We start from the raw sequence: 19,425 nt of genomic DNA, 5'->3' as shown, positions 1-19,425 counted from the left end.
CCTTCGGACTTACGGCCGGCGCTTCCGCCGTACCCACCGCCCCATCCGCCACCGGACTTCGCCGTCCCGCCGCCCGCTCCGCCTCCGGCAGAAGCCGCTGCCAGCGTCACGCTCACCGAGCGGAACGAGGCCCCTTCCGAAGCGTCCCAGGCCAGCTCCACCTTGACCCTCGCGCCGTCAATACCAGCCTCGCGCCGCAGCTCCTCTTCCATCGAAAATTCCAGGTTGCGCGCCGCCAGCAGTGCCGCTTCCCGCTGCCGGGCTTCCTGCAGCTTCCGGGCATCCCGTTCGATGTCCTCCAGCGTCGGCATTCCAGGCGCGGCATTCCGCGATGAAGCCTCCCAGCTGCGAATGCTCCGATCGAGAAGTCGGGATGGATCTCCGCGCACCAGCGCCATGACCGGCGAAAGCATCGCAAGCAGGATGAGAAGGCCGAGCACCAGGCGCATGTAGCGGTGGAACGAATTCCCCGGCAGCAGCAGCTCCACGACCGAAGCCAGCAGCACGACCGCCAGCAGCTGTTTAAGCCAATCGCTCAACCAAGCCAGCAAACAGGTTCCCTCCGTTCACCTGATCATAATGGCCGCATTACCCGCCGTCAGGATGATCGTCACCGCAAGGAAGAACATCATGCCCACTGCGGCCAGCGCGGCAAAAACGTAGATCATTGTTTTGCCGATCGTGTCGAGGGTGCCGACGATCGGACTGTTGCCGAGCGGCTGCATGACGGCGGCGGATACTTTGTATATGAAGGCGAGCACCAATATTTTGACCGCCGGAAACACGCACAGGAAGAGCAGAATGACGACGCCGGCTATGCCGACCGCATTTTTTACCAGTAGGGAAGCCGACATAACGGTGTCCGCGGCGTCCGCGAACAGCCTTCCCACCACCGGCACGAAGTTGCCGGTCACGAATTTGGCCGTCCGGATCGCGACGCCGTCCGTAACGGAGCCTGTCGCGCCCTGTACGGAAATAACGCCGAGAAAAACGGTCAGCAGCAGCCCGAGCGAGCCTACGGCAATCGTCCGGAGCAAATTCGCGAGCTGCGTCACCTTGAATTTATCCGAAAGCGCGCTCGCAATATGCAACACCGCCGAGAAGAACAGTAGCGGAAAAACCAGGGTGTAAATCAGCGTGCCGACCGTATGGATCATAAAAACGATAAGCGGGTGCATCACGGTAACGGTGACGACGCTCCCCATCGACGCGAGCAGCGTCAGCAGCAGCGGAATCATCGCCATCATGAACTGAATCATCCCGCCGATCGCGTCCTTCGCGTAGCCGATCGCGGTATTGAAGCTGTTGACCGCCAGCACGAGCAGCACCATATAAGCGACTGCATATGCGACTTTGCTCACAGCGTTGCGCTCGAATGCGGTTTGCAGCGTCTCAAGAATCATACAGAACACCGTCAGCATCACGATCGTGACGATCAGCTTGCCGCTGTAAAGCACTTCGTACAGCCCATAGCGCAGCAGTCCGCCAAGCACGTTCCGGTAGTCGAGCCCTTCGCCGCCGGGAAGGATCATTTCCATAAAGCTCGGCACTCGCCGGTCGGGGAAAAATCCGCCGTAGTCCGTCATCAGCTTGTTCCAATAGTCCTCCACAGCCGCTGTATCGATGTCGCGCAGGCCGGATTCGGCCAGGCCGCCCGGAATGCCGCCCCCTGGCGTGCCGATCGCCGCGGCGTCATGAGTCTGGTTCTCATAGCCGAATTCCGGCGCAGCGACCGGCGCGGCATCCGCAAATCCGACGCTTGAAAGCATCGCCAGCACGATCAGCGCAAGCACGATCGCGATCGGCGGCCCGTTTCGGCGGATGACCGGACGAGGAGCGGCAGGTCGTCGTTTCCGCACCTTGCTCATCCCCCTTCCGGCAGCAGGCCAATAACGGTCTCGATAATGACGCCGATAATCGGCACCGCCATTACGAGAATAAGCACCTTGCCCGCGAATTCGATTTTCGAAGCGACGCTTTCCTGACCGGCGTCCCTTACGATTTGCGCGCCGAATTCAGCGATGTAGGCGATGCCGATAATTTTGAGAATCGTCTGCAGATAAATGCCCGGAATGCCGGATCGCTCGGCCAGCTCCTGAAGGACGGTGATGACCGCATCGATCTTGCCGATCAGAAACAGAAAGACGTAGATACCGGTGAAAGCCGCCAGCAAAAAAGCGAACATCGGCTTCTGCTCCCTGATAATCAGGATGAGCACGGTGGCGATCAGCCCTAGACCGACGATCTGAATGATTTCCACTGCGGTCACCTACTTGTCCGTCTTTACTGGAACAAAAAAATCGTTTTGATTTCCTGAAACAATTCATTGAGCAGCCGCACCACCATAAACAGCACGACCACGAAGCCGATTACCGTTACCCAGTGCGCCATGTCCTCCTTGCCCATCTGCTTCAGGATGGTGTGAATCATCGCGATGACGATGCCGATCCCGGCAATTTGAAAAATGGCGCTGACGTCAATATTCATCTTCCGGCCTCCCGCTACAACATGAGAATGACGACTAGAGCGGCCGCCAAAACGCCGAGGCTCCTCCACATCTTGCCGTAGCGGGACTGCTCTTCCCGCGCGGACTCTTCCTCGGTTCGAAGCTGCAGCATCGCCAGCCGCAGATGCTTGATCTGGTCCTCCCGGTCGCTTATGCCGAGCGCCGAGCCGAGGCGTACCAAGGAGGTCCGTTCGGCTTGCCGAAGCGCGGTTCGCGACCAACCCCCGTCGAGCGCCGCTTCCCAGCATTCGCGGAACAGGAGGCCGTCGCCGCTCTTCAGCCGGAGGGAAGCGTCCCGGAACAGCTCCGGAACGGGTCCGTGCAGGCCGCTCGCAGCGTTGTCGAGCGCGGCGGGAAGCGGCGTGTGACCGTAGCCGATTTCCGTTTCGAGCCTCTGCAGCGCGTGCACCAGCTGGCGAAGCTGCAGAGCGCGGTCCGCATATTTTGCCGCCTGCACGAAGCCGAGCATGGCGCCGGCGAATAAGATCAGCATGGCGCCGATCACCTGGATCACGGCGGGCCTCCTGTCGGATAGCGAACACCATCCTCCGCGCGGGAGAGGCCGCCTGTCGGCTCCCTTGCACTCGGTCTTACGGCCCGCTCTCCCGTTGCCGGTATAATGCGGTGCGAAAGCCCTGCCGGCGTCCTGCGCAGCTCGACCAGCAAGTCGAATGCGCCTTCCTCCAACAGCCGTCGCAACACCGGTCTGCCGCGCGCCTCGGCCAAATCAGCGGCGTGAGCGGTGGCGATTACGGCTACGCCTGCGTGCGACGCCTCCCTGATCGCATCCGCATCCTCGGGCCGCCCGATCTCGTCCGCGACGAGCAGCTCCGGAGACATCGATCTGAGCATCATCATCATCCCTTCCGCTTTCGGACAAGCATCGATCACATCGGTCCGCGGACCGACGTCAAAGGTCGGAACCCCGCGCACGCATGCCGCGATTTCGGACCGCTCGTCTACAATGCCGACCTTTCGGCCGGGCCATTTGGCGGCTTCAGGATGCCGCCACCGTCCATAGCTGACGGACCTTGCAAGATCGCGGATCATCGTCGTCTTGCCCTGCTGCGGCGGAGCGACGATCAACGCCGAGCGAACGGTCCGTCCCGGCCGGTTGATCAGACCCGGTAGCACCGCGTCGGCGACCCCCGAGATATCGCGCGCGATCCGGATGTTGAAGCCCGACACGTCACGCAGCCCGCGCACGGCACCACCCTCCAGCACTGTCCGGCCCGCAAGCCCGATCCTGTGCCCGCCGGCCACCGTAATGTAACCCCTTCGCAGCTCCTCTTCCATCGCGTACAGCGAATGGTTGGTAATCCGCTCCAGCAGTTTGCGGCATATATCCGATCCGGGCTTGTAGGCCATGTCCGGATCGCCGCTCAACGCGCCCGCTTCACCGGCGAACCCGAAGCCGCCGCCATAGCCGACCTCGAGCGGACGCCCTTCCCTGATGCGGATCTCCTCTAGTTTGTCTAACACATGCGCGGGAAGCTTGCCCAGAACGCGCTGCAGCTCCGACGGCAGGAGCAGCAAAACCTCGGATACCATCGGGACCGCCTCCTTTTCGACAACCTGCTCGTCTGTGCCGTCATGCGCCGCCGGCACCGCCGGTTGTCCTGCCTTGTCTCATTTATATGCGATAGCGCCGGCATTATGACGGGCTCTCTATCATCCGCTTCACCTGCTGTGATAGAGCGGTCATTTTTTGAGAATGCCCACCAGCAGGCAGGTGACGCCGGCCAACACCCAGGCGAATTTCCCCAGCGACAGCTTATCCGAAATGCCTACGAGTCCGATCGTTGTCGTCGCGATCAGAATGAGCGGACCGACGAGCGCCAGCGAAGAGTTGATGACAAGCGACTTCTCGATCTGGTTGAAGCGCAGCATGAGCAGCGCTGCGAAAATTTCAATACTCCCGGACAGCAGCCGTAAAACCCCCATCGCGAGCACGATTTTATTGATCAACGGTGTCTCCTCCTTTCCGCACGCTCGCCCGATTGATATACCATATGCAGGCTTGTCAACCCGCATGCCGGGCACCGCCCATTTGGCTGCTGCATATATTGCTTGCATGGTTGACGCAGCTCAACCCAAGACGAGGAAGCGAGGAGATTCGAAACATGGAGCTCACCCCACGAGGGGCTTGGCACCCTCTTTTGTGCGACCCTAGCGGTGAACGGGATAAAAACCGGCTCGCGCCGGGCATCCGCTGCCGGAGCGGCGGAAAGACAATGGTGCTGGACAAAGGTCTCGGCTTCAACGCATACGCTGATTTGATCGAATCGGCAGGCGCATACATCGATTTCATCAAGCTGGGATTCGGCACGTCCCCGCTCTATCCGAGTGAACTGCTGGAGCGCAAAATCGCATATGCAAAGCAGCAAGGCATCATCGTGATGCCGGGGGGCACGCTTTTGGAAACGGCGGTCCATCTGGGTGTAAGCGAATCCTTCTTCGAGACGGTATGCCGGCTTGGCTTCAACGGGATTGAAGTATCGGACGGCACGATCGAGCTTGACCGCACGACCCGCACGGCGCTCATTCGGAAAGGGGTTGCGCTGGGCTTGAACGTCTGCACCGAATACGGCAAAAAACTGTCCGGCTCCGTCATCGACCCCTACGATTTGGCGGTCACCGCCGAGGAGGACTGGAGCGCCGGTGCGGATCTGGTCACGATCGAGGCGCGGGAATCCGGCATTGACGTCGGCCTGTTCGACGCCAGCGGAGGCTGCGACAAGCACACGTTCCAGACGGTGCTTCGCTTGCTGCCGGACGCGAACCGGATTCTATGGGAAGCTCCGCTCAAATCGCAGCAGGTGTTCCTGATCAAAGCGCTCGGGCCCGATGTCCATCTCGGCAACATCCCTCCCGGCGACGTTTACGCGCTGGAAGCGATGCGGCGCGGGCTGCGGAACGATACGTTTCCGGAAGCCCGCACATTACGCGAGGCGGACTTCTATATGATTTAAATGAGATGATGATCGAACGGAAGGCGGAGGACCGATGAAGGTTCATGTGATACCGAATGCGGGCGAGGCACGGGCCGACCAGCTTCTGCATAAAACGGCCGTCGTCATTGACGTGCTGCGGGCGACGAGCACGATCGTCACCGCTTTGTCGGAGGGAGCAACGGGTATCTTGTCCGTCGAAACGGTCATGGAGGCGAAAGCCATGCAGCGGACGGGCGATTTGCTGGGCGGCGAACGGTTTGGCCGCAAAATCGCCGGCTTCGAGCTTGGCAATTCTCCTGAAGAATACCAGTCGGGTCGTGTATTCGGCAGGCGGGTGATCCTGACGACGACGAACGGCACGAGGGCGATTCATAAAGCGGAGCGCAGCGACCATGTGCTGGCCGGCTCGCTGCTCAATGCGGAGGCATGCGCGGAAGCTGCGGTGCTGCTGCGGCGGGATATTGCGCTTTTCTGCGCGGGCTCGCACGACGAATTTGCCCTTGAGGACGGCCTTTGCGCCGGACTGCTGCTGGACCGGATGATCGCACTCTCGGCAACGCCGATCGAGGCGGACGATCTCGGCTGCGCGATGCTTGGCTTTTACCGGCAGAACGCGGGCGATATTTACGGCACACTCGTGAGAAGCGCCTCCGGCAGGCGGATGGCAAAGCTCGGCTTCGGCAAAGATGTGCAGTTCTGCGCTCAGGTCAATCGGTTCGACGCGGTGCCCAGACTGTCCGGCGACACGATGACGATCGTTTAACCGCTGATCGGGAACCGATGACGGCCCTTCTTCGATACGAACCTGCGGCCAAGGTCATATTCGAACGGCTTGGACATAAAATGGAGAGAAACCTGATTCGGGCGGCGTGCCTGCTATCAAGTTACCAATCGAAGCACGGGAGAGTCGCATGAGCGGAGAAGTCATTCTGGTCGTTTTGATAGTCGTCGGGCTGATCGGACGATCGCCGATCATCGCGACGGCCGCCTGTATCCTGTTGATCGTGAAGCTGGTTCACCTGGAACGTTATCTGCCCGCCATCGAGCGGCGCGGGCTCGAATTCGGTCTTCTCTGCCTGACGTTCAGCGTACTCGTACCGTTCGCGTCGGGCCGCATTCAAACGAAGGAAATAGCGGGGGCGTTGACCTCCTGGCCCGGTTGGATCGCTCTTGCCGGGGGCGCAATCGCCACCTATGTGAACGGCAAAGGACTGGAAATGCTGAAATTCGATCCGCAGTTGATCGTAGGCCTTGTCATCGGGTCGATACTCGGGATCGTCTTTTTTCGCGGCATACCCGTCGGCCCGCTTATGGCAGCGGGCATCACCGCGATTCTGTATAAACTGCTTGCGATGATCCTCGACCGCATTAACTGACGACTGCGGCCTCCGCGCCGAACAAGAAAAAGCTGATGCCGGTTTCCCCCATGGGGGAAACCGGCATCAGCTTCTGGGTTCGGCCGCTTCTACTGCGCAGGTTTAACGGCGTTCTTGAGGGCCGCCGACGAACACTTGGTCAGCCGTGTCGAGGCCGAATGCCGTGTGCAGCGAACGCACCACATCGTTCAGCGGCTCGGCGGCAATGACGCAGGAGCACTTGATTTCGGATGTGCTGACCATCTTGATGCTGACGCCAAGGCTCGAAATCGCATCGAACATCGTGGCCGCAACGCCCGGGTTGCTGACCATGCCTGCGCCCACAATGGACACCTTTACAAGACCGGTCTCGGAGGTCGTCTCCCTGTAAGGCAGCTCGGAGCGAATGCCTTCGATTACGCGGATCGCCGCCTCCTCATCGCCTCCCGACACGGTGAACGAGAAGTCCGCTTTCCCGCCCTGCGTGCCGCTTTGCACGATAATATCCACGTCGATGCCGTGCTTGGCAAGCGCCCCGAATACCTGGGCCAACACGCCCGGCACGTCCTCCACGCCCAAAATGCTGATGCGCGACACGTTCTTGTCAAACGCGATGCCGCGCACGGCGATGCCTTGCTCCATAACCGCTTCCTCCTTCACAGTCGTGCCTTCATTATTCGTAAAGCTGGACCGCACCACCAGGCGGACGTTGCTCAGCTTCGCATATTCCACCGCGCGCGGATGCAGCACGGCCGCACCGAGGTGCGCCAGTTCCAGCATTTCATCGTAAGAAATCTCGTCGAGCTTGCGGGCGTTTTTGACGACGCGCGGGTCTGTCGAATAGACGCCGTCCACGTCGGTATAAATTTCGCACAAGTCGGCGTTCACCGCCGCTGCCAGTGCAACCGCCGTCGTGTCGGAGCCGCCGCGCCCAAGCGTCGTAATGTCACCGGCCTCGGTCATCCCCTGGAAGCCGGCCACGATGACCGCGTTGCCATCGTCAAGCGCAGCGAAAATCCGGCCCGGCTTAATATCGGCGATTTTCGCCTTCCCGTGAACCGGCTCCGTAACGATGCCCGCCTGCCAGCCGGTATAAGACACGGCCTTGCCGCCAAGCGCATGAATCGTCATTGAGAGCAACGCGATCGATATTTGTTCGCCGGTTGTGAGCAGCATGTCCATCTCACGCGCCGGCGGATTCGGATTAAGAAGCTTCGATTGATCGATCAAATCGTCCGTCGTATCGCCCATGGCGGAAACGACGACGACGATCCGGTTCCCTTCCTGTTGCCTTTCCAATATCCGGTTTGCAACCCGCTGCATCCGTTCGGGCGTTCCTACGGAGCTGCCGCCGAATTTCATCACTATCAAGGCCAAGCCGTTTCACTCCCCACCGAGTCATTCGCATACAAGTTTATATTATAGCAAAAAGTGCGCCGCTGCGGTATCCCCTTTTCGCGCTGCGCGTCAGTTCCCGGCCCTAAGAAGGGAAAACAACCCGAAGGGTTTCCAGTTTCATAAACGCAGCATAGTCTAACGAACCTAACCAAAACAAAGCCGCCCGGCTGCTGCCGGACGGCTCGTACGATGCGGATGCGGAATTAGGCGCGGGAGATATACTTGCCGTCCCGCGTGTCGATCAGCAGCACGTCGCCCTCGTTGATGAAAAGCGGCACCTGCACGTTCAGGCCCGTCTCCAACTTTGCGCTCTTCGTAGCGCCGGTCGCCGTGTTGCCTTTGATACCCGGCTCGGTCTCAATCACCTTGAGATCGACGCTGTTCGGCATCGAGATGCCGATGATTTCACCCTGGTAGCTGGAAATGTTCACGTTCATGTTTTCCTTCAGGAAGTTGATCTCCCATTCGAGCTGCTTCTTGTCCAGATTGAACTGGTCGAAGCTCTCGTTGTCCATGAACGTATACTCGTTGCCCGAGTTGTACAGATATTGAACCTCCCGGTTCTCGATGATGGCGCGGCCGATCGTCTCACCGGCGCGGAACGTGCGCTCGACGGTGTTGCCGTTGCGCAGGTTTTTGAGCTTGGAGCGTACGAACGCGGCGCCCTTGCCCGGCTTGACGTGCTGGAATTCGATAACGGTAAAAATGTCGCCTTCCACCTCGACGGTAAGTCCTGTTTTGAAATCGTTGACTGAAATCACTTGAAAATTACCTCCTGTAATATGTCCTTAACCCAGAACGGTCAATTCCTTCGGGGATGAGGTCAATATTCTAATCCCGGTGTCGGTGATCACGACGTCGTCCTCGATCCGCACTCCGCCGAAGCCGGGGAGGTAGATGCCGGGCTCGACCGTCACGGTCATACCGGGTGTTAAAACCGTGTCACTTCTGAGCGAGAGCCGGGGTGCTTCATGAATTTCCATACCGAGCCCATGGCCGGTTCCGTGTCCGAAAAACTCACCATAACCATACCTTGCGATAACGTCCCGCGTCAAGGCATCGGCCTCCCGGCCGGTCATCCCGGGTCGGAGATGCTGCAGCGCATGCAACTGCGCTTCGAGAACGATGTGATAAATTTCGCGATGCTTATCCGATGGCTTGCCGACCACGACGGTTCTGGTGATATCCGAGCAGTAACCTTTGTAATAAGCGCCGAAATCGAGCTTGACGAACTCGTCGGTCCCGACCTTTCGGCCGCTCGCGACGCCGTGCGGCAGCGCCGAGCGCTCGCCCGATGCCACAATCGTGTCGAACGAAGCGGACGTCGCGCCGCCCCTGCGCATAAACGTTTCGAGCTCAAGCGCAATTTCCAGCTCCGTCTTGCCCGGCGCGATGAAGCCGAGCATATGCGCAAACGTATCGTCCGCAAGCTTGGCGGCCTCCTGCATAACGGCGATTTCCCGCTCGTCCTTGACGATGCGCAAATCCTCGACCGCAGACGATACCGGCACAAGCTCGATCGGAGACAGAGCCGCGGACCAGGATTGATAATCGGCGAACGTGACATGCCGCTCTTCGAAACCCAGGCGGCGGACCCTTTCCGACTCAAGCAGCGTTTTAACCGTTTCCAGCATGTCGGGCGCGTGCTCCAGCACCGTGAAATCCGGTGCCTGGTCCGGAGCCTGTATCCTATATCGGAAATCGGTCAGCAGAAAAGCCGAGCTCTCCGTAATGAGCGCCGCGCCGGACGTGCCGGTAAAACCGGACAAATACCGCCTGTTCACGGCGGAGCCGACAAGCAAGGCAGACAGTCCCATCCCTTCCAGCATAGCGCGAAGCCGGTTTACACGAAGTTCACTCATTCCCGTTCCCCCTTATCAGGCCGGCTAAGCGGACCGCAACCTTCTCCGTCATGCCTTCAGCGCCTTGAGCAGCGCCTGAAGACCAAGCTCGTAGCTTTGCGCGCCGAAGCCCGCAATTTGTCCGACCGCGACGGGCGCGACGACGGATACGTGCCGGAACGCTTCCCTTTTATGTATGTTTGATAAATGGACCTCCACGACGGGCAGCGCAACCGTGCTCAGCGCATCTCGCAGCGCATAGCTGTAATGCGTCAGCGCGCCGGGATTGATTAGAATGCCGTCCGTGTTGCCGTAGGCGGCATGAATGCGGTCAATCAAAGCTCCCTCGTGATTCGATTGATAGAAATCGAGCTCCGCCCCAAGCCGCTCAGCGGATTCGCGAAGCATCGCTTCAATGCCGGCCAGCGTACCGGTGCCGTAAACGCCCGGTTCCCTGACGCCGAGCATATTCAAATTCGGGCCGTTCAAAACAAGCACCTTGGGCATGTCGCACCTCCAGGATTCATAGTGGCAATCGGCCGAAAGCCACAAGCCATTTTACCATACCGGTTCGACATTTGAGAAGTGTTTCCTCCAAGGCCCGCGCCGGCCTTACTCGCTATTGCGCCTTCAGCGGCTCGCGGGAAGCCTCGTCATGGAACTCGAACGCGATCGAATACCCGATGAACAGCCCCCACAGCACATGGACGCAGAGCTCCGTCATCAGCGTGTTCCAACCGAGCCTCGGCGCCGGCGAGGTCATCCCGGAAAGCGGTCCTAGCGCGTAGAACATCACTCCCCACCACAGCACCCCGTATATAATGCCCGGCCACGGCCCCCGGAGCCTGCCGAGCAGCATCCAATAAAGCAGCGCCGCAGCGATCGAGAAGAGGATAAAAAAAACGATCCCCGTCAAATGTCCCCACCACGTCTGCAGAAACGATCGCCTGAAGAATGGTTCGGCCAAATAGCCGGGAATCACGGCCGTAAACTTTAAAACATAGACCAGCCAATGAAAAACGCTCCATATCAGGCCTGCGTAAAAACCGATCATGATGCTGTAGCTCCACGGGTTTGTTTGGTGGCTATGTTTTCGCCTGTACGCCGTCATTCTGACCATCGCCATCTCCTAATCATTCCTTCCTTTCATTTGTCCGGTAGTATGCCACGGGGCGGGCCGGCCTACTCCCGCATGGGCAACCCATTGGCGCTCGCATTCGGCCGCCGAATCAAGTAAAATGGAAGGAGAAGCTTCGGCGGCGCGCCGTCGGAGGAACCGATCAGAAGGGTGGAAGGCAAGTTGCCGCAACAAATACCGAGCATTTATGGAGGACAGGCGGTAATCGAAGGCGTGATGTTCGCCGGCCGCAACGTGAACGTGACGGCGGTCCGACGCAAAAATGAGGAAATCGTCTTCTACGAAGTTCCGAAAACCTCCAAGCCGTGGCTGCAGAAGCTGAAAAAAATACCTTTCGTGCGCGGAATCATCGGCATCCTGGAATCGAGCGCCAAAGGCTCCCAGCATCTTAACTTCTCCATAGAGGCCTACGCCGAGGACGAGGCTGGGGAAGAAGAGGTCAAGGAGACGGCCAAACGCAAGCCGGAAGGCAGATCCGGGTGGAGCCTCAGCATGCTGGTCGGCGTCACGCTGGCGGGAATTCTGTCGTTCATATTCGGCAAGCTGGTGTTTACGATTGTACCTGCCGCAGTCGAGGAGCTGCTGTTCAGCGGAGTAACAGATAGTATATTTGTGCATAATTTAATAGAAGGACTTATCAAAATCGTATTTCTTCTCGTTTATCTATACGTCATTTCGCTTACCCCGCTCATCAAGCGGCTTTTTCAGTACCACGGGGCCGAGCATAAAGTCATAAGCGCCTATGAAGCCGGCGAAGAGCTGACGGTAGCGAACGTTCAGAAATATACACGTTTGCATTACCGCTGCGGAAGCAGCTTCATCGTGCTATCGGTCATCGTCGGCGTCCTGCTCTATTCGCTCCCGGTCTTCACGTGGGATTCCCTCTGGGAACGAATTTATATCCGTATCCTGCTGCTGCCGCTAGTGCTCGGACTATCTTATGAAGCGCTTCGGCTAACCAATGCGCTTCGCGACATGCCTGTGCTGCGCTTCCTCGGTTATCCCGGCCTTTGGCTGCAGCTGCTGACGACCAAGGAGCCGACCGACGATCAGGTCGCCGTATCCATCGCCTCCTTCAACCGGATGCGTGAGCTTGACCAGCAAGTGGTAAAGGCTTAATATATAGGCCGGGTTTCCGGCCCGATGCTCGAACAATAGCAGGAAAGGGTGAATGCGCCATGCGCCGCAAGCTGCAACCTTGGTTTATCGCGCTCATTGTTCTGATGGGAGTCGGAGTCGTGTCCCAGCTCATAAAGAATCCGGTAGGGCTGATCATCCCGGTAACCGTATTCGCAGTCGTGTTCCTGCTGTATAAATTTCCTCCGTCCCGTTTCCGGGTCTCCAAGCCGAGTGCGCGCTCGGCGGCGCCGGATCGGCTGAAGACGAAATCCCGCTCGCGCAAAACCGTTCCGTTCCGGGTGATCGAAGGCGGTAAAGATGACGACAACCAACCCAAATACCATTGATTTATGACTCCGAAACGGAAGCGCTAACGGATGAAGAACGTCCGGAAAAACGCCTCCGTTTTTTCACGTCCGGACTCAAACAGCCGTGCGCTCACCTCCTCCCTCAACTCAAACTGGGTGGAACGGACGCCGAGCGTCGGAATTTTGACCGTACGATCGCGATATTCCTTCTCGATGTACCGCTCGTCGTGCGCCTGGAGCATCGTCTCGAAAATCGCTTGAAGCATCGAAAACGGACCGCGGATGACGTGCGGTTCGTTTGCGTTTTTGCCCACCAATTGAAACCCGATCGTCGGCACCGGCTCCTCCCTCCCACTCTGACCCTCCTCAAAAAGCCATAGAGGAAAATTGCTGAGAAGCACGCCGTCCACAATATAGGCGAAACGTCCCGCGAACCCATCTTCTTCACGGATACCGACCTGCTGGCGAATGATGACCGGATCGAAGAAAAAAGGAATGCTTGCGCTCATCCGTATCGCTTTCGCAACCTCGAACTGTGCAGGATCGGCGCCGTAAAAGGGCAGATCGTCCGGCAGCACCACGATTCGGCCGTTTGAAATATCGGAAGCAACGATTTTCAGCTTTCCTTTAGGGAGGTCGGCGAATGTCCGCACCCCTTTGGCGAGCAGCAGCTTCCGGATCCAGTATTCCAGCGCTTCTCCGGAATACAGCCCTTTTTTCCACATCAGCCGTACGGCCGGACCGGCAAACCTGACGTTGTACAACGGACTTCTTTTCAGAAATGTTTTAAACGGCGTTTGGTTAATGATCCGCTGCAATTCTTCCCCGCTGTAGCCGGCGGCGAGCAACGAAGCCACGATCGAGCCCGAGGACGTGCCCGCCACCCCCTGAAATCGGACACCGCTTCGTTCCGCGCCGACAACCGCACCCGCCAAGGCGATCCCTTTGACCCCGCCGCCCTCGAACACCGCATTCACATCCATCGCCTGTCCCCCGTCCCCGCGCATGATGGCCACTACGTTCACCCTATGTTCACACGCTTGGACAATATGACCGCTCCGCAAAAACGCCGGCGCTCCTATGGAAGGTCACCGGCGTTTCGTATTCGTGATTCGTTAATCGTTTTCCAATTCGCTGCGGATGGCCGCTAAATCGTCAATCCGATTAGGGTTCCGATTGAAATATTCCACCAGCGTAGCGATACAGGTGATCGAATCCCAACTCAAATGATGCTCGATCCCCTCCACGTCTTTATAAATGTTCTCATCCTGCACCCCGATCATCGTCAGGAACGATTCCAACAGATGATGGCGGTCGACGAGCCGTTTGCCCATCTTCTTGCCTTTGTTGGTCAGGACGAGTCCGCGGTATTTCTCATAAATCAAATAGTTATCCTTATCCAGCTTCTGGATCATTTTGGTAACGGAGGACGGATGGACCTCGAGACCCTCGGCGATATCGGAGACGCGCGCGTAGCCCTTCTCATCAATCAGCTTATAGATCCGTTCCAAATAGTCTTCCATGCTCGGCGTCGGCATCTGGATCCCCCTTGGTTCCACTTCTGTTCCATTAAAGAAGTATTTATTGTACCATACCGGATCAGAATTCGCCACTTGGGGAAGGAGGGTCCAGCTCGAAAACGCCAACCGGGACGAGTCGCATATAGGTTTGCTGTTGTCAGACACGCCGGCCGTTCTTGACGGCCAGCAGCAAAATCAATATGGCAATGAGCAGCAGCACGACCGTGGCGCCGGGCGCCAGATTCCAGACGCCGGCCAGAAGAAGCCCGCCGATGACGGCCGCCTCCGCAATCGCCACGACAAGCATAACCGACTGCTTGAAGCTGCGCGCCACAATTAAGCTGCAGGCAGCAGGTATGGTCAGCAGGGCGGAAACGAGCAGCGCGCCGACGATCTTGATCGAAACGCTGATAACGAGCGCGGTCAGCACGCTCATCATCAAATTGAAATATCGGGCAGGCAGGCCGTTGACGGCCGCCGCATCTTCGTCGAACGTCATCATGAACAGTTCCTTGAACTGCAGGCCGACCGACGCCAGAATCACGACCGTGACGGCTGCGATCCAGACGAGATCCGTATTTCCCAGTGTATAGATGCTGCCGAACAAGTAGCTGGTGACGTTCACGCTGAAGCCTTTGCCTAGCGAGAATAGCAACGAAGCCAGGGCAACGCCGCCGGACATGATGATGGCGATGGACAGCTCGGCGTATGTCTTGTACGCCTTGCGCAACTTCTCGATCGCGAACGAAGCGGCCAGCGCGAATACGAGACCGACCGCGATCGGGTAAACCCCTGTTACAAAGCCAAGCGCTACCCCCGCGATCGAGACATGAGCCAGCGTATCGCCGATCATGGCGAGCCGTCGCAGGACGAGAAACAGCCCCAGAAGCGGGGCCGTTATCCCGATCAGCACGCCGCCGATCAGCGCGCGTTGAAAAAATTCGGTTGTCAGAATATCCACTGCACCAGCGCCTTTCTGTTCTCAAAAAAACATAACGGAAACCCTCACCGCACAACCGCACAAATCAATGCTGCAGAGCGGCTTGATCCTCCATCGAATGACGCAGCCCTCTGAGGCTGTGCGTCAAATTGTTCTCTACGCAGTTCTCCAGATCGTGGGAGTGTCGGACATAGAATTTCAGCTTGCCGGCCTCCCGCGCCGGTTCGTCCCCCAGGTAGGAACGGAACCGATCCATATCATGCGATACCATAAGGAACGTAATGTTATGGTGCTTATGCATATGCCTGATCATATGAAAAAAGCCTTCCTGCGTCTCCGTGTCGATTCCCACCGTCGGCTCGTCAAGGATCAGCAGCGCCGGATTGTTGATCAACGCCCTCGCCAGAAATACGCGCTGCTGCTGTCCGCCTGACAGCATGCCGATGCGTTTGCCGGCCAAATCCTCGATTCGCATCGCGTGCAACGCGTCGTCGCATTTGATCTGGTCGACCTTCGAAATCCGTTTGAACAGCTTGCCCCGGCTGTACAGCCCGGACAGAACCACCTCGCGCACCGTTGCGGGAAAAAGCGGATTAAAGGCATTTTTCTGCGGCACATAGCCGATTTTCTCCCATTGATCGAACTGGGAGACCGGCTTGCCGAACAGCGACACCGAACCCTCCGCCGGCTTCAGCAAGCCGACGATCATGCGCAGAAGCGTGGTTTTGCCCGCTCCGTTCGAGCCAATCAAACCGACGAAATCCCGTTCCTGCACGCTAAAATTCAAATTCGTGATGACCGGCTGGTTCTCATAGGAGAACGAGACGCCCGTCAGCTTAATGACCTCTTCGTGGCACGCGCCACCCGCAGCATGGTATCCGTTCGATTGCGGCATCGTACCCGTCCCCTTTCATCATAGCCCGAGTTTGTCTGATCTCCTATCATTGTAATGCCTTCTTCAGATTTTGAAAATTCCTTTCCATTAGCGTCACATAATTTTCACCCTGGTCTTCTTGCTCCGGCGTCAATCCCTCGAGCGGATTAAGCACCAGCGTTTCTGCGTCGGCCTCGCTCGCCAGCGTTTGCGCCAGCTCGGGCGATACGAGCTCCTCGAAGAAAATGTAGCGGATTTCTTTATTTTGGACAAAATCGACGATTTCCTTCAGATCCTGGGCCTTAGGCTCGGCATCGGGCGCGAGTCCCATGATGGCAACCTGATTCAAGCCGTAATCGCGGCTCAAATAACCGAATGCTTCGTGGGAAACGACGATATCCCGCTTCGGCAAAGCTGCGATGTCGCTCCTGAAAGCCGCATCCATCTCGGACAGCTTTTTGCGGAGCGCTTCGTAATTCGCCTCATAGTCCGCTTTATTTACCGCGTCCGCCTTCACAAGGCTATTTTTCACATTTTCCGCCATAACAATCGCCGACTTCGGGCTTACCCATGTATGCGGATCGACTTGTGCCGGTTGTTCGCCGGTTTCCGCAGCCGGCTCGGCCGCGCCGAGCGTCCCCGCATTCGTCTCGCCTGCCTTGATAAGATCAACCCCTTGACTGGCTTCTATAGATACGACCCTGCTGTCTTTATCCAACCCTTGTAAAAAATCGCCCACCCAGCCTTCAAAACCCGCTCCGTTGTACAAAAAAAGGGAGGCTTTCGATGTTAGGCTAAGATCTTTGCTCTTCGGCGTCCAATCATGCGGCTCCACGCCGGCCGGCACCAAATTCGTCACAGCGACATGGTCGCCGCCGATTTCGCTTGCCAGATAATAGAGCGGATAAAAACTTGTTACAACGCTCAGCTTGCCTTCAGCCGCTTCGTTCCCGCCTTGGCTGCCGGCCGAGCAGGCCGTGGTCAGCGCCGTCAAGGCAACAAGCAGCAAAAGCGCAGCCAACCGGGTTCTGCGCAGCACTGCCGTTTTCCGTACAATCCCTTTCGCCGATTTGTTAAACACGTTCATATCAATTCCCCATTTCATTCATTGTTTGTCTGCAACACCCTTATTAGTAATCGTTACAATTACGTTTATGAGTATAGCCCGTGTGCCTTTCATCTGTCAACCGCAACTTTTCGGCTACTTGTCGGCAGCGCGGTTAGGGGCCTTCGACTTGAGGCAACGGCGCTCTTTTGCGAATCAACAAAGAACGGAAGTAACCACAGGCTCAGGCGATGAAAGAAAGGCGGAACGAGCCGTTTCCGCCACAGCCCGTTCCGCCTTAACCTGGTTCTCTTTATTTGACGATTGCTCCGTTCGGCATGCTGTCCGGCACCGTGGCAAGCGTCAGCTGTCCGTCCAGCGATGCCGCGAGTATCATGCCCTGCGAGTGCTCGCCCCGCAGCTTCACCGGCTTCAGATTCGCCACGCAAATGACCTTGCGGCCGATCAACTCCTCCCGCTTGTAGAACTTGGCGATGCCCGAGACGACCTGGCGGCGTTCGTAGCCAAGGTCAAGCTGCAGCTTCAGCAGCTTGTCGGCTCCCTTGACGGGCTCGGCCGCAAGGACCTGGGCGACGCGCAGCTCGACCTTTGCGAAATCGTCGATTCCGATTTCCGCTTTTGCGTCCGCCGGGGTTGTGTCGGCCGCCGCTTGGGTGGTCTCCGTTGCCGGTTCGGCCGTCTTCGCGCCTCCGGACATAGAAGCGGCAATGAAGCCGACTTCTTCCGCCGTCTCCAGCCTCGGGAACAGCGGCAATCCTTTGGAAACGTTAGTTCCGCCGGGCAGCGCGCCGAACGTCTTCGTGCTGTCCCAAGCGGTCAATCCGCCCGGCGCTACGCCGAGCTGCCGCCATATTTCCTTGGGAGCATTCGTCAGGAAGGGCTGAATCAGAATCGAAATGATGCGCAGCGATTCGGCCAAATGATACATGACCGAGCCAAGCTGCGGCTTGGCCGATTCCTCTCTGGCAAGCACCCAGGGTTGCGTCTCGTCGATATATTTGTTCGTCCGGCTGACAAGCTGCCAAATCGACGACAGCGCGACGGAAAATTCCATCCGCTCCATGTTCGCTTCCACATGCGCGACCGTCTCCGCCGCTGCGGCCTGCAGCGAGCCGTCAAAGCCGGTCACTTGTCCCGCGTAGGCCGGGACGGTGCCGCCGAAATATTTATCGATCATCGCCACCGTCCGGTTCAGCAAATTGCCGAGATCGTTAGCCAGATCGAAATTGATCCGCTCGACGAAATTTTCCGGCGTGAACGTGCCGTCGGCGCCGAACGGCACCTCCCGAAGCAGATAATAACGCAGCGCATCCAGGCCGTAACGGTCGATGAGCAGCACCGGATCGACCACATTCCCCTTCGACTTGGACATTTTGCCGTCCTTCATCAGAAGCCAGCCGTGCGCGAACACCTTGCGCGGCAGCGGCTCGCCGAGCGCCATCAGCATGATCGGCCAATAAATCGTGTGGAAACGCACGATCTCCTTGCCGACAAGATGCACGTCCGCCGGCCAGAAGGAGTGGTACAGTCCGTCTTTATCCGTTCCGTAGCCAAGCGCGGTCATGTAGTTGGACAACGCGTCGATCCACACATAGACGACATGCTTCGGGTCGCCCGGCACTTTGACGCCCCAGTCGAACGTTGTGCGGGATACGGCCAAATCCTCCAGCCCAGGCTTGATGAAATTGTTGATCATCTCATTGCGGCGGGATTCCGGCTGAATGAAATCCGGGTTCTCCTCATAATATTGAAGCAGCCGGTCGGCGTATTTGCTCATGCGGAAAAAGTAGCTTTCCTCCTTGACCAGCTCCACCGGTCTTCCGCAGTCCGGGCAGTTGCCGTCCTGCAGCTGCCGCTCGAGGAAAAACGATTCGCAGGGCGTACAGTACCAGCCCTCGTAAGTGCCTTTGTAAATATCGTCTTGCGCAAGCAGCTGCGCGAAAATTTTCTCGACGACCGTCTTGTGGCGCTGCTCCGTCGTGCGGATGAAATCGTCATTCGATATGTCGAGCTTGCGCCACAGCTCCTGAATGCCCGTTACAATCTCGTCCACGAACTGCTGCGGCGTTAGCCCTTTCTCCTTCGCTTTCCGTTCGATCTTCTGCCCGTGCTCGTCCGTTCCGGTCAAATACCGCACATTGAAGCCACGCAGCCGCTTGTAGCGCGCCATTGCGTCGCCCGCCACCGTCGTGTAAGCGTGCCCGATGTGAAGCTTGTCGCTCGGATAATAGATCGGGGTTGTAATATAGAACGAACTGTTCGATTCCGGCATAAGTTGGTCAACCTCCTTCATAATTGGGAAAACGACAAAAAGCTCCCGTCCGCTATGGGACGGGAGCCTGAGCTCACGTGGTACCACCCAAATTCCTTCCGACCATAAACCGGCGGGAAGCTTGTTTGTGCCGC

General features: G+C 58.0%; 23 protein-coding genes. 5 read left to right on the top strand and 18 right to left on the bottom strand.

Annotated features, from left to right (window positions below; genetic code table 11):
* The 7 genes from spoIIIAF to BG52_RS08750 all read right to left on the bottom strand — a co-directional run.
* On the bottom strand, positions 1-551 hold a 551-nt coding region (spoIIIAF, locus tag BG52_RS08780), incomplete at its 3' end, for a stage III sporulation protein AF (protein ID WP_036667126.1).
* Positions 552-566: 15 nt separating this feature from the next.
* Positions 567-1,859, bottom strand: coding sequence for a stage III sporulation protein AE (spoIIIAE, locus tag BG52_RS08775; RefSeq protein WP_223298960.1), 1,293 nt, complete (start codon positions 1,857-1,859; stop codon positions 567-569).
* Between the two features lie 5 nt (positions 1,860-1,864).
* Entirely contained in the window at positions 1,865-2,260 is a 396-nt protein-coding gene (gene spoIIIAD, locus BG52_RS08770) for a stage III sporulation protein AD (protein ID WP_036585067.1), read from the bottom strand.
* A gap of 23 nt (positions 2,261-2,283) precedes the next feature.
* A complete protein-coding gene (spoIIIAC, locus tag BG52_RS08765; RefSeq protein ID WP_036585065.1) occupies positions 2,284-2,487 on the bottom strand; it encodes a stage III sporulation protein AC in 204 nt (67 codons plus the stop codon).
* 14 nt (positions 2,488-2,501) lie between these two features.
* A complete protein-coding gene (spoIIIAB, locus tag BG52_RS08760; protein ID WP_036667123.1) occupies positions 2,502-3,020 on the bottom strand; it encodes a stage III sporulation protein SpoIIIAB in 519 nt (172 codons plus the stop codon).
* Positions 3,017-4,057: a stage III sporulation protein AA gene (gene spoIIIAA / locus BG52_RS08755; RefSeq protein ID WP_036585189.1), complete on the bottom strand. Its 1,041-nt coding sequence runs from the start codon at positions 4,055-4,057 to the stop codon at positions 3,017-3,019. The genes spoIIIAB and spoIIIAA overlap by 4 nt, the downstream gene beginning before the upstream one ends.
* Positions 4,058-4,207: 150 nt before the next feature.
* Entirely contained in the window at positions 4,208-4,474 is a 267-nt protein-coding gene (locus tag BG52_RS08750; protein ID WP_036585059.1) for a YqhV family protein, read from the bottom strand.
* A 155-nt stretch (positions 4,475-4,629) separates the two neighbouring features.
* On the opposite strand from BG52_RS08750, the gene BG52_RS08745 reads away from it, so the two are divergent.
* The 3 genes from BG52_RS08745 (at position 4,630) to BG52_RS08735 (ending at position 6,836) form a co-directional block, all read left to right on the top strand.
* The gene (locus BG52_RS08745) at positions 4,630-5,478 is read left to right on the top strand and encodes a phosphosulfolactate synthase (protein ID WP_036585057.1); all 849 of its coding nucleotides are present in this window, start codon (positions 4,630-4,632) and stop codon (positions 5,476-5,478) included.
* Positions 5,479-5,512: 34 nt separating this feature from the next.
* Positions 5,513-6,223, top strand: a complete 711-nt coding sequence (locus tag BG52_RS08740) for a 2-phosphosulfolactate phosphatase (protein ID WP_036585055.1) — start codon at positions 5,513-5,515, stop codon at positions 6,221-6,223.
* Positions 6,224-6,371: 148 nt separating this feature from the next.
* Positions 6,372-6,836 carry a DUF441 domain-containing protein gene (locus BG52_RS08735; protein WP_036585053.1) on the top strand — a complete coding sequence of 155 codons (465 nt, stop codon included), beginning with the start codon at positions 6,372-6,374 and terminating at the stop codon, positions 6,834-6,836.
* Between the two features lie 102 nt (positions 6,837-6,938).
* Here the strand turns inward: BG52_RS08735 and BG52_RS08730 are convergent, their stop codons facing one another.
* The 5 genes from BG52_RS08730 to BG52_RS08710 all read right to left on the bottom strand — a co-directional run bounded on the left by BG52_RS08730 (position 6,939) and on the right by BG52_RS08710 (position 11,174).
* Positions 6,939-8,192, bottom strand: coding sequence for an aspartate kinase (locus tag BG52_RS08730; protein ID WP_036585051.1), 1,254 nt, complete (start codon positions 8,190-8,192; stop codon positions 6,939-6,941).
* A gap of 224 nt (positions 8,193-8,416) precedes the next feature.
* A complete protein-coding gene (efp, locus tag BG52_RS08725; RefSeq protein ID WP_036585049.1) occupies positions 8,417-8,974 on the bottom strand; it encodes an elongation factor P in 558 nt (185 codons plus the stop codon).
* A gap of 27 nt (positions 8,975-9,001) precedes the next feature.
* Positions 9,002-10,075: a M24 family metallopeptidase gene (locus BG52_RS08720; protein WP_036585047.1), complete on the bottom strand. Its 1,074-nt coding sequence runs from the start codon at positions 10,073-10,075 to the stop codon at positions 9,002-9,004.
* A gap of 48 nt (positions 10,076-10,123) precedes the next feature.
* Positions 10,124-10,561 (bottom strand): type II 3-dehydroquinate dehydratase, encoded by a 438-nt coding sequence (aroQ, locus tag BG52_RS08715; RefSeq protein ID WP_036585045.1) that lies wholly within the window; start codon positions 10,559-10,561, stop codon positions 10,124-10,126.
* A 112-nt stretch (positions 10,562-10,673) separates the two neighbouring features.
* The gene (locus BG52_RS08710) at positions 10,674-11,174 is read right to left on the bottom strand and encodes a YqhR family membrane protein (RefSeq protein ID WP_223298959.1); all 501 of its coding nucleotides are present in this window, start codon (positions 11,172-11,174) and stop codon (positions 10,674-10,676) included.
* A gap of 180 nt (positions 11,175-11,354) precedes the next feature.
* Here BG52_RS08710 and BG52_RS08705 point away from each other — a divergent pair, with 180 nt between their 5' ends.
* Positions 11,355-12,311: a DUF1385 domain-containing protein gene (locus tag BG52_RS08705; RefSeq protein ID WP_036585042.1), complete on the top strand. Its 957-nt coding sequence runs from the start codon at positions 11,355-11,357 to the stop codon at positions 12,309-12,311.
* Between the two features lie 59 nt (positions 12,312-12,370).
* The gene (locus tag BG52_RS08700) at positions 12,371-12,658 is read left to right on the top strand and encodes a hypothetical protein (protein WP_036585038.1); all 288 of its coding nucleotides are present in this window, start codon (positions 12,371-12,373) and stop codon (positions 12,656-12,658) included.
* Positions 12,659-12,681: 23 nt separating this feature from the next.
* Here BG52_RS08700 and BG52_RS08695 read toward each other — a convergent pair whose 3' ends face one another.
* The 6 genes from BG52_RS08695 to metG all read right to left on the bottom strand — a co-directional run bounded on the left by BG52_RS08695 (position 12,682) and on the right by metG (position 19,291).
* On the bottom strand, positions 12,682-13,626 hold the full coding sequence (locus tag BG52_RS08695; RefSeq protein ID WP_397309827.1) for a patatin-like phospholipase family protein: 945 nt from the start codon (positions 13,624-13,626) through the stop codon (positions 12,682-12,684).
* A 108-nt stretch (positions 13,627-13,734) separates the two neighbouring features.
* Positions 13,735-14,157 carry a transcriptional regulator MntR gene (mntR, locus tag BG52_RS08690; protein WP_036585034.1) on the bottom strand — a complete coding sequence of 141 codons (423 nt, stop codon included), beginning with the start codon at positions 14,155-14,157 and terminating at the stop codon, positions 13,735-13,737.
* 139 nt (positions 14,158-14,296) lie between these two features.
* On the bottom strand, positions 14,297-15,100 hold the full coding sequence (locus tag BG52_RS08685) for a metal ABC transporter permease (protein ID WP_036585033.1): 804 nt from the start codon (positions 15,098-15,100) through the stop codon (positions 14,297-14,299).
* A gap of 64 nt (positions 15,101-15,164) precedes the next feature.
* The gene (locus BG52_RS08680) at positions 15,165-15,974 is read right to left on the bottom strand and encodes a metal ABC transporter ATP-binding protein (RefSeq protein WP_036585032.1); all 810 of its coding nucleotides are present in this window, start codon (positions 15,972-15,974) and stop codon (positions 15,165-15,167) included.
* Positions 15,975-16,020: 46 nt separating this feature from the next.
* On the bottom strand, positions 16,021-17,058 hold the full coding sequence (locus BG52_RS08675; RefSeq protein WP_223298958.1) for a metal ABC transporter solute-binding protein, Zn/Mn family: 1,038 nt from the start codon (positions 17,056-17,058) through the stop codon (positions 16,021-16,023).
* Between the two features lie 253 nt (positions 17,059-17,311).
* Entirely contained in the window at positions 17,312-19,291 is a 1,980-nt protein-coding gene (gene metG / locus BG52_RS08670) for a methionine--tRNA ligase (protein ID WP_036585183.1), read from the bottom strand.
* Between the last annotated feature and the right edge of the window lie 134 nt (positions 19,292-19,425).

The organism is Paenibacillus darwinianus (genome assembly GCF_000598065.1).
Taxonomy (GTDB): Bacteria; Bacillota; Bacilli; order Paenibacillales; family Paenibacillaceae; genus Paenibacillus_I; species Paenibacillus_I darwinianus.
Note: the sequence above shows the minus strand (reverse complement) of the source record. Positions and strands in the feature narration are given on the sequence as shown.